The organism is Streptomyces muensis (assembly GCF_021474425.1).
Lineage (GTDB): Bacteria > Actinomycetota > Actinomycetes > Streptomycetales > Streptomycetaceae > Streptomyces > Streptomyces muensis.
Genome location: NZ_JAKEIP010000244.1, coordinates 1 through 12,443, shown reverse-complemented (window position 1 = coordinate 12,443; position 12,443 = coordinate 1). Strand labels below are relative to the sequence as shown.

Genomic DNA, 12,443 nt, shown 5'->3' with positions numbered 1-12,443 from the left:
GGCGGCAGCCCCCTGGCTGGGTCGAAGGGGCGGAGCCCCTTCAAAGGATGGGACGGGTAGGGGCGGCGGGGGCGAAACTCCCCACAGCCACCCCGACAATCGACCGAACCTGCGCGACGATGTCCACCCGGTTCCGCACGAACTCCGGATCCGTCACCGCCCCCGCCCCCGGATCAGCGTTCCCCGCCCCGAACTGAAGCACCGGCGTATGCACATGCCCACCCGGCAACACGTCACGCAGCCCCATCCGATCCCGCAACAACGTAGCCCGATAGGCGATCTCGTTGGAGAGATAGTCCCCACCACCCCCGGCCCGAGCGACCGACCCCGGCGTAGGCCCGTCCGGCCGAACGACAGCCTGCGTACCCCCCGCCGGAATCTCGGTGACACTCGTGTTGTCGTACACAGGAAAACGCCCGGTATCAGCGGCCACGATCTCCCGGTACGGCAGCGTCGTAGTGGTCCACTGCGGCTGCACCCCCGCCCCGGCAACAGGAATCGTCCCGGTCCGCCCGACGTTCACGTTGTCCCCGAACCCACCCCGCCACGCCCCGTTGGTCCGCTCGACATCGAACCGCCCGACCCGTCCCTGACTCACCGTCGCGAACAGATCGACCTTCCCCAGATACGGCCGCAACGTCCGCTCCACGGTCCCTTCGGCGAAGTCGGACCACCGCACCGGGAACACGGCGGTCTCCACCCGAGCCGGCCCCCGCGCAGTCTCGATCACGGTCCCGTCGAGCGCGAGCGCCGCCGCCCCGGACGGATTGGAGATACGGATGTCCCGGTCAAGGGTGAACGGATCGAACCCGGTCACCAGGACCCGCCGGATGCCCTTCCCCTGCGGATGGCGAATGTCGCCCTGACCACGCGAACCCCGCTCCAACACATCGAGCAGCGCCGCCCGCTGACCCTCACTCAGCCCGAACCCCGGTGCCCAGGTCCGCACCTCCCGCGTCATCGACAACCGCGCCCAGTACAGCGGCCGGTCATCGTCCCGGCTCAGATCACCCCCGGGACCTCGCCCCTGCGCCCGCTCGACGGCCCTGCGCCACAGCGCCGATCCGTCGCGTTCGACGACACGCCGGGCGTGCGCGTAGGAGCGCGCGCCGGCGAGGTCGTCGGCGAACTCCGTGGCCAGGGCGTCGAATCCGGAGCGACGCAGGATCTCCTGCGGGACGGCCTTGTCGAGCCGCTGTTCCTCGACGGTCGGCGCGGCCGCCGTCCCGGCGGCGACAGCGGTCCCGGCCGTCGGAGCCGAGAGGCCGGCCAGCAGGGCGAGTCCGAGGACGCCGATCCGAACACGTATGGAATTCAAGGGAGTTCCGGTCCTTCCGTCACGGTGGGGGGTGAGGCGGAGCGTGTGTCGTGCGGGTAGCCGGAAGTATCCCGTGACGGAAGTGGCCTACGCCATGGCCCGGACGGTCAGGCCGAGTTCTCGACGCTCTCGCCCAGCAGGCCGAGGAAGTCCCGGAACGCCCCCGGCATGTCCACCGACTCGGGGTCGAGCAGCCACTGGTACTGCAGCCCGTCCATGACGGCGACCAGCAGCGGAGCCGTACGCTCCGGGGTCAGTCCGTTCGGCAGCCGGTCCCCGTACTCGGCGCGCAGGACCTCGGCCATGCTCGCGCGGACGTCGGTGTACCGCTCGGTGAAGTACGCGCGCGCCGGATGCCCCTCGGTCACGCTCTCGCCGAGCAGCGCCGAGAAGGTCTGGATGATGCCGGGCCGCATCGCGTTGTACTCGACGAGCGAGGTCAGCAGGTCGATCCGCCACCGGGTGCCCGGTACGGCGTCCCACTGGTCCCGCTCCTGGAGCACGGCGACGAGCAGCGCTTCCTTGGTCGGGAAGTGGTGCAGCAGCCCCTGCTGTGTGAGCCCCACCCGCTCCGCGACCGCGCCCAGGCTCGCCCCCCGGTAACCGCGCTCGGCGATCACCTCCAGGGCCGCCCTGACGATCTCGGCGCGCCGCTCCTCGCTTCTGACCCTCGCGTTCATGGCGTCACCGTACGACATCACCGTACCCCGAATATTACAGCAAGATAACGAAACCTACCGAGCTACTGGTACCGGATGCAGGATGGGCGGCAGGCTCAGAGCCACGGACCCAATGAGGAGGCATCGCGATGGCGGGATCCCGCACCCAGGCCGACGAAGCGCGCGAGGCGGCCGTCGAGGCAGCACTCGCCGGGCTCGACCTCGACGCGAAGGCGCGGCTGCTCTCCGGGCAGGACACCTGGACCCTGCCCGCGCTCCCCGGGATCGGCCTGCAGTCCCTCGTGATGTCCGACGGCCCGATCGGCGTCCGGGGGGTGCGCTGGACCGCCGACGACCCGTCCGTCGCCCTCCCCTCGCCCACCGCCCTCGCCGCCACCTGGGACCCGGAACTCGCCCGCAGGGCAGGGGTGCTGCTCGCCCAGGAGGCACGCCGCAAGGGCGTGCACGTGCTCCTCGCCCCGACCGTCAACCTCCACCGCTCCCCGCTCGGAGGGCGGCACTTCGAGGCCTACAGCGAGGACCCGTACCTGACGGGCACGATCGGCGCCGGCTATGTGAACGGCGTCCAGTCCGGCGGCGTCGGCACCACCGTCAAGCACTTCGTCGCCAACGACGCCGAGACCGACCGCTTCACCGTGAACAACAAGGTGAGCGCACGCGCCCTGCGCGAGCTGTACCTGGCGCCCTTCGAGATCATCGTCGAGAACGCCCACCCCTGGGGCATCATGACCGCCTACAACACGGTCAACGGCACGACGATGACCGAGCACCACCACCTCGTGAACGAGGTCCTGCGCGGCGAATGGGGCTTCGACGGCTACAACGTCTCCGACTGGCTGGCCGCCCGGTCGACCGTCGGCGCCATCGAGGGCGGCCTCGACGCCGCCATGCCGGGCCCGCAGACGGTGTACGGCCCGGCCCTCGCCCAGGCCGTACGGGACGGGCGGGTCGCCGAGGCCAAGGTCGACGGCGCCGTGCGCAACGTCCTGCGGCTCGCCGCCCGCGTCGGCATCCTCGACGGCGCCGAGCCGGTCGTCACAGAGCCCCCCTCGGCGGTCGACGGCAGCGTCCTGGCCCGCGAGATCGCCCGCCGCTCCTTCGTCCTGGTCCGCAACCAGGGCGCCCTCCCGCTCCGGCAGAACGGCACGGTCGCCCTCATCGGCGCCGCCGCCCGCGACGCCCGGGTCCTCGGCGGCGGCTCCGCCACCGTCTTCCCCGACCGGATCGTCTCCCCGCTCGACGGCCTCACCGCAGCTCTCCCCGAGGGCACCCTCACCTACGCCGTCGGCGCCGACCCGAACACCGAACTCGCCGTCGCCGACAAGGGCTTCGAACTGCGCGCCGTGTGCCGGGACGCCGACGGCAACGTCCTCGGCACCGGCTCGGCGCCCAACGGCCAGATCCAGTGGATGGGCGACGACCTCCCCGACGGCGTCACCCACGACACCCTGCACACCGTCGAACTGACCGGCACCTTCACCCCGCGCGAGACCGGCGCGCACACCTTCGGCATCAAGGGCATCGGCGCCTTCGAGCTCACCGTCGACGGAACCACGCACTTCGACGGCGACCAGCGTCCCGCCAAGGACGACCCCTTCATCACCTTCTTCGGCGCCCCCGTCGCCCACGGCCGGTCCGAACTCACCGCCGGCGAACCGGTCGAGGTCTCCCTGACGCACGTCGTCGAGTTCGCCGACCACATCCCGATGAAGGTCGTCGCCTTCACGCTCAACCACCAGGAGCCGCAGCGCGACGCCGACGAGCTGATCGCCGAGGCCGTCGAGGCCGCCCGGCACGCCGACACGGCCGTGGTCGTCGTCGCCACCACCGACCGCGTCGAGTCCGAGGGCTTCGACCGCACCGACCTGACCCTGCCCGGCCGCCAGGACGACCTGGTCCGCGCCGTCGCCGCCGTCAACCCCCACACCGTCGTGGTCGTCAACTCCGGCTCCCCGGTCGAACTCCCCTGGCGCGAGGACGTCGCCGCCGTGCTGCTCAGCTGGTTCCCCGGCCAGGAGGGCGGCGCAGCCCTCGCCGACGTCCTCACCGGAGCGCACGAGCCCGGCGGCCGGCTGCCCACCACCTGGGGCTCCCTTTCCGACGCCCCCGTCACCCAGGTCACCCCCTCGGCCGGTGAACTCCCGTACACCGAGGACGTCTTCATCGGCTACCGCGCCTGGGAGAAGGAGGGCCGGACCCCGTCGTACCCCTTCGGGCACGGCCTCGGCTACACCGAGTGGACGTACGAGTCCGCCAAGGTCGAGGGGACCACGGTCACGGTCGGCCTCCGCAACTCCGGCGAGCGCGCGGGGCGCGAGGTCGTCCAGTTGTACCTGGCGCCGGGCGAGCCCGACGCCGGCCGCCCGGCGCGCTGGCTGGCCGGGTTCGCGGGAGTGGAGGCGGGGTCGGGAGAGACCGCCGAAGCGGTGATCGAGATTCCGCGCCGCGCTTTCGAGACGTGGGACGAGACGACCAATTCGTGGACCTTTGTGAAGGGTTCGTACGAGATCCAGGTGAGTCGCTCGATCGCCGACCGTCGGGTGACGGCGACGATTAACGTCTGAGCCGGGAGAAGTACCCCAGGAACAGCCCCGGCCCGGGTCCTGACGCCCGGGCCGGGGCTTTGGTCTCTCCTCCGGCCCTTCCGGCGGGGCTCAGCGGGCCGAGAAGCCGTACACCGTCTCCGAACGGAACACCTCGCCCGGCCGCAGCACCGTGGACGGGAAGTCCGGCCGGTTCGGGGAGTCCGGGAAGTGCTGGGTCTCCAGCGCGATGCCGTCGCCCGGCGCGAACGGCTCGGCGAGATGGTCGGCCGTGTACAGCTGGAGCCCGGGCTCGGTGGTCGCCACCGTCAGCGCCCGCCCGGTCGACGGGTCGTACAGCTCGGCGACCTCCCGCGCACTCCCCGTCACCCCCTTGTCGAGCACGAAGTTGTGGTCGTACCCCGCGCCGACCTTCCGCGCCTCACGGAAGTCGAACCGCGTGCCCGCCACCTCGGCAGGCGCGCCGGCCGGAATGAGGTCGGCGTCGACCGGGGTGAACCGGGAGGCGGCCAGTCGCAGTTCATGCCCGCCCGCGTTGCCCGCCTGCGCCCCGGCGAGATTGAAGTAGCTGTGGTTGGTCAGGTTCACCACGGTCGGCGCGTCCGTCACCGCCTCATAGGCGATCCGCAGCGCCCCGTCCGCGTCCAGGGTGTAGGTCACCGAGACGTCGAGACGCCCCGGGAAACCCTCCTCGCCGTGCGGACTGACCCGGCCGAGCCGCACACCGTGCTCCACCGGCGTCACCTCCCACACCCGCTTGTCGAAACCGCGCTCGCCGCCGTGCAGGGAGTTGGGCGCGTTGTTCGGGTCGAGCGCGTACGTCAGCCCGTCCAGCGGGAAACGGCCCCCGGCGATCCGGTTGGCGTACCGCCCGATGAGCGCACCGAGATACGGCCCGGGGTGGGCGAGATACCCGTCCAGGCCGGCGAAGCCCAGCACCACGTTCGCCGCGTGTCCGTCCCGGTCCGGCACCTCCAGCGACTGCACGATCCCGCCGTACGACAGCACCCGAACCCGGACGCCCGCGCGCTCCAGCGTCCAGCGATGGATCCGCGTACCGTCGGAAAGTGTGCCGAAGTGTTCGCTCATGAGCGGAACACTAGTTCGTGATCCTCCGGTAGGCGATCTCGGCCAGCCGCGCCTGACCGTCCACGCTCGGATGGAACCAGTCCCACTGGCTCAGCTGCTCGGCACCGAACCGGAAGTCGTACACCGCGCCGTCGTCGAACCGGCAGCGACGGTCCTTCTCACAGACCTCCTCCAGCACCTCGTTGTACGCCTCGACCCGCCCCTGCACCGTCTCGCGCCGCTCGTTCGCCGCCGTGGTCAGCGACTCGGCGTCGCCCAGCATCGAAGGACAGATCCCGAGCTTCCACACCTGCCGGCCCACCGGACTGCTCCGCCCCTGCTCCCACAGCCGCATCAGATTCGGCACGCTCGCCACATACACCTGAGTCCTCGGCAGCGACTCCCGCAACGTGCCCAGGGCGTCCTCGAACTGCGTGCGGAACTCGGCCACCGACGTCATCGCGTCCGTCGTGTCCCGGCACGCGTCGTTCGCCCCCGCCATCACCACCACCAGCTCCGGCTTGTGCGCCACCGCCCGCGCCATCTGCCCCGGCACGTCCGCCATCCGCGCCCCGGTCACGGCGTGGTTCCAGCTGCGCTTCGCCGCGTCCGCCTTCCCGAGCAGCCGTACGGCGAGACTGTCGACCTGAGGGCTGCTGCCGGTCACCCACGACGCCTCGGGGCAGTCCGACAGGACCGTACAGGCGTCGAAACCCGTCGTGATGGAGTCGCCGACAGCCGCGATCGACGCGGGACTGCGGTCCCAGGCCGGCGTCGGCTTCGGCGACGGGCGCGCGCCGCGCGCCTCGGTGCCGGACGGCGCCGGGGAGTTGCCACCGACGGCGTCACAGCCGGCGACGCCCAGCACGGTCGCGGTCACGGCGGCGCAGACCGCGCGCGAAAGGTGCCGTCGCTTCGGCATCCGTGGTCCATCCCCTCGCTCAACCCCGTCATGGTCTCCAACCCATGACAACGCACGAGGGTTCCCACCCGGCTCATGCAACGGCTCACACCCGTACAAGCGTCCTGCCGGGTGAATGGCGGGCGTTTGGCGGCACCGGGACCGACGGTACGTCACACTCCTTGCGCCGCCGCACGGTAGCCTCGCCATCAACGTGGCCGTCCGGCCACCATCGTCCGCCAGTTCGCAAGATGTCCGCTCTGCCCGGAGGTCCCGGTGACGACACGTGGAGTTCTGTACGTGCACTCCGCGCCGCGCGCGCTGTGCCCGCATGTCGAGTGGGCCGTCGCCGGGGTGCTCGGCACGCGCGTCAACCTCGACTGGATCCGGCAGCCCGCCGCGCCCGGCACCTGGCGCTCGGAGTTCTCCTGGCAGGCCGAGGCCGGCACCGCCTCCAAGCTGGCCTCCGCCCTGCGCGGTTGGCATCTCCTCCGCTTCGAGGTCACCGCCGAGCCCTGCCCCACCGCCGAGGGCGAGCGCTACAGCTGCACCCCCGACCTGGGCATCTTCCACGCCGTCACCGGCATCCACGGCGACATCCTCATCCCCGAGGACCGACTGAGGGCAGCCCTGGCCCGCTCACAGCAAGGCGAGACCGACCTGGAATCCGAAATCGCCAAGCTACTGGGCAAGCCGTGGGACGACGAGCTGGAGCCTTTCAGGTACGCGGGCGAGGGCGCCCCGGTCCGCTGGCTCCACCAGGTCGTCTAAAGAGGGCTTGACGGCAGCGCCGAGCTGTTCAGGGGCGCGGGGAACTGCGCGACCAGCCCCCACCGGCTCGCAGCCGGCCAACAACAGAACCACCAACGGCGATGGCCCGAACTCTTCCCAGAGTCCGGGCCACCCTCAACTAACGCCGACCTCAAACGGACCGGAACGCCAGCACAACATTGTGCCCACCGAACCCGAACGAGTCGTTCAGCGCGGCAATCCGCCCCTCAACAGGCAACTTCCGAGCCTCACCCCGAATGACGTCGGCATTCGCCTCGGCCTCAGGGTCCAGGTTCTCGACATTGATGGTCGGCGGAGCCACTCGGTGATACAGCGCGAGCACCGTCGCGACCGTCTCCACACCACCGGCACCACCCAGCAGATGCCCGGTCATCGACTTGGTCGCGGACACAGCCATGTGATCGGCATCGTCACCGAACACCTTCCGCAAAGCCTTCAGCTCCGCGATGTCCCCGGCCGGCGTCGACGTAGCGTGCGCGTTGACGTGCACGATCTCCGCCGGATCCAGGTCGTTGCGGTCCAGCAGGTTCTGCAGGGCCTGCGAGATACCGCGCCCCTCCGGCTCGGGCTGCACGATGTCGTGCGCGTCGGCGGAGATACCCTGCCCGACCGCCTCGGCGTACACCCGCGCCCCGCGCTTGGCGGCATGCTCGGCGGACTCCAGGACGATCACGCCGGCGCCCTCACCGAGGACGAAGCCGTCGCGGGCGACGTCGTAGGGACGCGACGCGCCCTGCGGGTCGTCGTTGTTCTTGGACATCGCCATCATGTTGCCGAACGCGGCGATGGGCAGCGGGTGGATCGCCGCCTCCGTGCCACCCGCGACGACGACGTCGGCGCGGCCGGTGCGGATCATCTCGATGGCGTAGCCGATGGCCTCGGCGCCCGACGCGCAGGCGGAGACCGGGGTGTGCACGCCCGCACGGGCGCCCACGAGCAGGCCCACGTTGGCGGAGGGGCCGTTCGGCATCAGCATGGGGACGGTGTGCGGGGAGACGCGGCGGACGCCCTTCTCCTTGAGCACGTCGTACTGGTCGAGCAGCGTCGTGACGCCACCGATGCCGGAGGCGACGACCGCGCCGAGGCGGTCGGGGTCGACGTTCGGGTCCTCACCGGCCTTGGCCTCGAACCCGGCGTCCTTCCACGCCTCCTGGGCGGCGATCAGCGCGAACTGCGCCGAACGGTCCAGTCGGCGGGCCTGCGGCCGCGGGATGACCTCGGTCGGCTCCACGGCGACCGGCGCGGCGATACGGACCGCCTGGTCGGCGGCCCAGTCCTGCTCCAGGGGCTTGACGCCGGACTTGCCGGCGATCAGGCCCTCCCAGGTAGAGGCTGCGTCGCCACCCAGCGGTGTGGTTGCGCCGATACCGGTGACGACCACGGTGCGATTGGTCGGGCTCACGGGAATTCTTTCTCCAAGGAATGGGGATTCAGCGGCGCCACCGCCGGGTGGCGGGGCAGTTCAGCCCAGGGGCGTGATCGGAGGATCAGCCCTGGTGCTTGAGGATGTAGTCGGTCGCGTCGCCCACGGTCTTGAGGTTCTTGACGTCCTCGTCCGGGATCTTCACGTCGAAGCGCTCTTCGGCGGCGACGACGACCTCGACCATGGACAGCGAGTCGACGTCCAGGTCGTCGGTGAAGGACTTGTCCAGCTGGACGTCCTCAACCGGGATGCCGGCGATCTCGTTCACGATGTCGGCGAGACCGGCGACGATCTCTTCCTGAGTGGCGGCCATCTTGGCGCTCCTTCGTTGTTGTTCAGGTTGTTCAGCGAGTTTTCGCTCCCGTCGCGGCAGCGACGGGTGGTGCGGTTCCCGGGCCGGCTCACAAGATCCGGCACGGAGTGCCTAGGGGAGAGTAACGACCGTCGCGGCGTATACGAGACCCGCCCCGAATCCGATGACTAGCGCGGTGTCGCCGCTCTTCGCCTCGCCGGTCGCCAGGAGCCGCTCCATGGCGAGCGGGATCGAGGCGGCCGAGGTGTTGCCGGTGGTGCGTACGTCGCGGGCGACCGTGACGTGCTCCGGCAGCTTCAGTGTCTTCACCATCGAGTCGATGATCCGCTCGTTGGCCTGGTGCGGGATGAAGACGTCCAGGTCGTCCGGGGTGATCCCGGCCGCGTCCAGCGCCTGCTGGGCGACCTTCGCCATCTCGAACACGGCCCAGCGGAACACCGCCTGGCCCTCCTGCGTGATCGCGGGGAACTTGACGTTGCCCTCACTGTCCAGCGGGAGTTCGGCGACGTTGCCGATCCGGAACTCGTTCCACGGCACCGTCTGCTTGATCGTCTCGGACTTGTCGCCCTCCGAGCCCCACACGGTCGGGCCGATGTGCGGCTCCTGGGAGGGACCGACCACGACCGCGCCGGCGCCGTCGCCGAACAGGAAGGCCGTCGCCCGGTCCTCCAGGTCGGTGAGGTCGCTCAGCCGCTCCACACCGATGACGAGGACGTACTCGGCGCTGCCCTCGACGATCATGCCCTTGGCGAGCGTGAGGCCGTAGCCGAAGCCCGCGCAGCCGGCCGAGATGTCGAAGGCGGCGGCCTTGTTCGTACCGAGCTTGTCGGCGATCTCGGTCGCGACGGCCGGGGTCTGCTTGAAGTGCGAGACGGTCGAGACGATCACGCCGCCGATCTGCTCGGCGGAGATCCCGGCGTCGGCGATGGCCTTGCCGGACGCCTCGACAGACATCGCGGCGACGGTCTCCTCGTCGTTCGCCCAGTGCCGCGTCTCGATGCCGGAGCGCGAACGGATCCACTCGTCGGACGAGTCGATCTTCTCCAGGATCACCTCGTTGGGCACGACCCGGGTCGGGCGGTACCCGCCGACGCCGAGGATGCGCGCGTACGGGGCGCCCTTGCTGGGCTTCAGCTTCGCCATGCTCCGGGCTCCTTGTCAGGCGCTGTGCTCGGCGATGAGCTCGCGAGCAGCGTCCAGGTCGTCGGGGGTCTTGAGGGCCAGGGTCTTCACACCGGGCAGTGCGCGCTTGGCCAGACCGGTCAGCGTGCCACCGGGGCACACCTCGATCAGGGCCGTGACGCCGAGCTCCTTGAAGGTCTCCATGCACAGGTCCCAGCGGACCGGGTTGGCGACCTGCCCGACGAGGCGCTCCAGCACCTCGGCACCGGCGGCGACCGTCCGGCCGTCCTTGTTGGAGACGTAGGCGACCTTCGGGTCGGCGGGCACGAGCTCCTTGGCGGCCTCGGCCAGCTTGTCGACGGCGGGTCCCATGTGGTGGGTGTGGAAGGCGCCGGCGACCTTCAGCGCGACGACCTTGCGCACCCCCTCGGGCTTGTCCTGCTCCAGCGCGGCGAGCTGCTCCATGGTGCCCGCGGCCACGATCTGACCGGCGCCGTTCATGTTCGCCGGGGTCAGACCGAGCTTCTCCAGGTGCGCGACCGAGGTCTCCGGGTCGCCGCCGAGCAGCGCCGACATACCGGTCTCGGTGATCGCGGCGGCCTCGGCCATGGCCAGACCCCGCCTGCGTACGAGGGTCAGCGCGGCGGTGTCGTCGAGGACGCCCGCGAAGGCGGCCGCGGTGATCTCACCGACGCTGTGACCGGCGACGGCGCCGGGCACCAGGGTGTCACCCAGTGCCGCGGCGGACAGGATGCCGGCCGCGACCAGCAGCGGCTGCGCCACGGAGGTGTCCCGGATGGCGTCGGCGTCGGCCTGCGTGCCGTAGTGGGCGAGGTCCAGTCCGATGGCGTCGGACCACGCGGCGACGCGGTCGGCGGCACCGGGGAGTTCGAGCCAGGGGGTCAGGAAGCCGGGCGTCTGGGCGCCCTGGCCGGGAGCGACGAGTACGAGCACTCTCACACTCTCTCTTGGGGACGGGCACGGCCGCCCGTGGGGACAAGGACGAAGAACACGAGGGGGTTTTGTGGGCCCCCGACAAAACCCTAGAGCTGAAGATCGCCGTCGACCAGACGCCCCAGGATCAGCGCGATCCGCAGAGTGAACGCGGAGCGTACATCGGAAGGCGACCAGCCGGTGACGTCAGTCACACGTCGAAGCCGGTAGCGCACGGTGTTGGGATGCACGAAGAGCATCCGTGCGGCCCCCTCCAGGCTGCTCGCCTGCTCCAGATAGACCGAGAGCGTCTCCAGCAGAGCCGACCCGGCCTCCTCCAACGGTCTGTAGATCTCCTCCACCAACTGCTCACGCGCACTGGGATCCCCGGCGATGGCACGCTCCGGCAGCAGATCGTCCGCCAGCACCGGCCGCGGCGCGTCCTGCCAGGCCGAACACGCCTTCAACCCGGCGGCGGCGGCCTGCGCGGACCGGGTGGCGGCCAGCAGATCGGGTACGACGGGCCCGGCCACGACCGGCCCGGCGGCATACGGCCCGATCAGCGACTTGGCGACGGCGATCGGGTTGTCACTGCCGCCGGCGATCACCACGAGCCGGTCCCCGAGCACCCCGGTCAGCACCTGCAGCTTGGCGTGCCGCGCGGCCCGCCGGATGGCCTCGACGGTCAGCTCACTGTCCCCGTCGGGCGCGGTCCCGAGCACGACACACACATGTTCGGGCGAGTTCCACCCGAGAGCGGCGGCCCTGCTCACCGCCCCCTCGTCGGCCTCCCCGCTCAGCACGGCGTTCACGACGAGCGACTCGAGCCGGGCGTCCCAGGCACCGCGTGCCTCCGCGGCCTGGGCGTACACCTGGGCGGTGGCGAAGGCGATCTCACGGGCGTAGACGAGGAGCGCCTCCCGCAGCACGCTCTCGTCACCGGGAGCGGCGACCTCGTCGATCGCCGACTCCATCACCTCGATGGTGGTGCGCACCATCTCCACGGTCTGGCGCAGGGTGATGGCCCGGGTCAGCTCGCGGGGAGCCGTCCCGAACACGTCGGTGGAGATGGCCTGCGGCGCGTCGGGATGCCGGAACCACTCCGTGAAGGCGGCGATACCGGCCTGGGCGACCAGACCGATCCAGGAACGGTTCTCCGGGGGCATGGCCCGGTACCACGGCAGCGTCTCGTCCATCCGCGCGATGGCCTGCGCGGCGAGAGAACCGGAGGACTTCTCCAGCCGCCTCAAGGTCGCGGAGTGCGGGTGGACGTCGCGCGCGGCGGGTTCGGACTTACGGGCTACGGGTTCGGGCACGGGGACAAGACTGCCTTATCGGGACGGGGGTGTG

At 70.8% G+C, this 12,443-nt stretch carries 11 protein-coding genes; 2 read left to right on the top strand and 9 right to left on the bottom strand.

Features of this window, described 5'->3' with window-relative positions:
• Positions 1-40: 40 nt before the first annotated feature.
• Both L0P92_RS35550 and L0P92_RS35545 read right to left on the bottom strand, forming a co-directional pair.
• Positions 41-1,318 (bottom strand): pyroglutamyl-peptidase I, encoded by a 1,278-nt coding sequence (locus L0P92_RS35550; RefSeq protein WP_234767184.1) that lies wholly within the window; start codon positions 1,316-1,318, stop codon positions 41-43.
• 107 nt (positions 1,319-1,425) lie between these two features.
• Positions 1,426-2,016 (bottom strand): TetR/AcrR family transcriptional regulator, encoded by a 591-nt coding sequence (locus L0P92_RS35545; protein WP_234767183.1) that lies wholly within the window; start codon positions 2,014-2,016, stop codon positions 1,426-1,428.
• A 110-nt stretch (positions 2,017-2,126) separates the two neighbouring features.
• Between L0P92_RS35545 and L0P92_RS35540 the strand changes: the two genes are divergently transcribed.
• Entirely contained in the window at positions 2,127-4,562 is a 2,436-nt protein-coding gene (locus L0P92_RS35540; RefSeq protein WP_234767182.1) for a glycoside hydrolase family 3 protein, read from the top strand.
• A gap of 90 nt (positions 4,563-4,652) precedes the next feature.
• Here the strand turns inward: L0P92_RS35540 and L0P92_RS35535 are convergent, their stop codons facing one another.
• Together L0P92_RS35535 and L0P92_RS35530 are read right to left on the bottom strand one after the other, a co-directional pair.
• Complete coding sequence (locus L0P92_RS35535) at positions 4,653-5,630, bottom strand: aldose epimerase family protein (RefSeq protein ID WP_234767181.1); 978 nt, start codon at positions 5,628-5,630, stop codon at positions 4,653-4,655.
• Between the two features lie 10 nt (positions 5,631-5,640).
• Entirely contained in the window at positions 5,641-6,531 is an 891-nt protein-coding gene (locus L0P92_RS35530; RefSeq protein WP_234767180.1) for an SGNH/GDSL hydrolase family protein, read from the bottom strand.
• 255 nt (positions 6,532-6,786) lie between these two features.
• Here L0P92_RS35530 and L0P92_RS35525 point away from each other — a divergent pair, with 255 nt between their 5' ends.
• Positions 6,787-7,281 carry a DUF3145 domain-containing protein gene (locus L0P92_RS35525; RefSeq protein ID WP_234767179.1) on the top strand — a complete coding sequence of 165 codons (495 nt, stop codon included), beginning with the start codon at positions 6,787-6,789 and terminating at the stop codon, positions 7,279-7,281.
• Between the two features lie 151 nt (positions 7,282-7,432).
• On the opposite strand, the gene fabF is transcribed toward L0P92_RS35525, so the two are convergent.
• The 5 genes from fabF to L0P92_RS35500 form a co-directional block, all read right to left on the bottom strand.
• Positions 7,433-8,704 carry a beta-ketoacyl-ACP synthase II gene (fabF, locus tag L0P92_RS35520; protein WP_234767178.1) on the bottom strand — a complete coding sequence of 424 codons (1,272 nt, stop codon included), beginning with the start codon at positions 8,702-8,704 and terminating at the stop codon, positions 7,433-7,435.
• A gap of 85 nt (positions 8,705-8,789) precedes the next feature.
• On the bottom strand, positions 8,790-9,038 hold the full coding sequence (locus L0P92_RS35515; protein ID WP_004001566.1) for an acyl carrier protein: 249 nt from the start codon (positions 9,036-9,038) through the stop codon (positions 8,790-8,792).
• Between the two features lie 111 nt (positions 9,039-9,149).
• Positions 9,150-10,181 carry a ketoacyl-ACP synthase III gene (locus L0P92_RS35510; protein ID WP_234767177.1) on the bottom strand — a complete coding sequence of 344 codons (1,032 nt, stop codon included), beginning with the start codon at positions 10,179-10,181 and terminating at the stop codon, positions 9,150-9,152.
• A gap of 15 nt (positions 10,182-10,196) precedes the next feature.
• Complete coding sequence (locus L0P92_RS35505; protein ID WP_234767176.1) at positions 10,197-11,114, bottom strand: ACP S-malonyltransferase; 918 nt, start codon at positions 11,112-11,114, stop codon at positions 10,197-10,199.
• Between the two features lie 89 nt (positions 11,115-11,203).
• Positions 11,204-12,409, bottom strand: a complete 1,206-nt coding sequence (locus L0P92_RS35500) for a PucR family transcriptional regulator (protein ID WP_234767175.1) — start codon at positions 12,407-12,409, stop codon at positions 11,204-11,206.
• Between the last annotated feature and the right edge of the window lie 34 nt (positions 12,410-12,443).

Bases quoted from the DNA above. Each gene is read 5' to 3' on its own strand.
- L0P92_RS35545 (WP_234767183.1), bottom strand. From the start codon at position 2,016: ATGTCGTACGGTGACGCCATGAACGCGAGGGTCAGAAGCGAGGAGCGG.
- L0P92_RS35530 (WP_234767180.1), bottom strand. From the start codon at position 6,531: ATGCCGAAGCGACGGCACCTTTCGCGCGCGGTCTGCGCCGCCGTGACC.
- L0P92_RS35510 (WP_234767177.1), bottom strand. From the start codon at position 10,181: ATGGCGAAGCTGAAGCCCAGCAAGGGCGCCCCGTACGCGCGCATCCTC.
- L0P92_RS35540 (WP_234767182.1), top strand. From the start codon at position 2,127: ATGGCGGGATCCCGCACCCAGGCCGACGAAGCGCGCGAGGCGGCCGTC.
- L0P92_RS35535 (WP_234767181.1), bottom strand. From the start codon at position 5,630: ATGAGCGAACACTTCGGCACACTTTCCGACGGTACGCGGATCCATCGC.
- L0P92_RS35515 (WP_004001566.1), bottom strand. From the start codon at position 9,038: ATGGCCGCCACTCAGGAAGAGATCGTCGCCGGTCTCGCCGACATCGTG.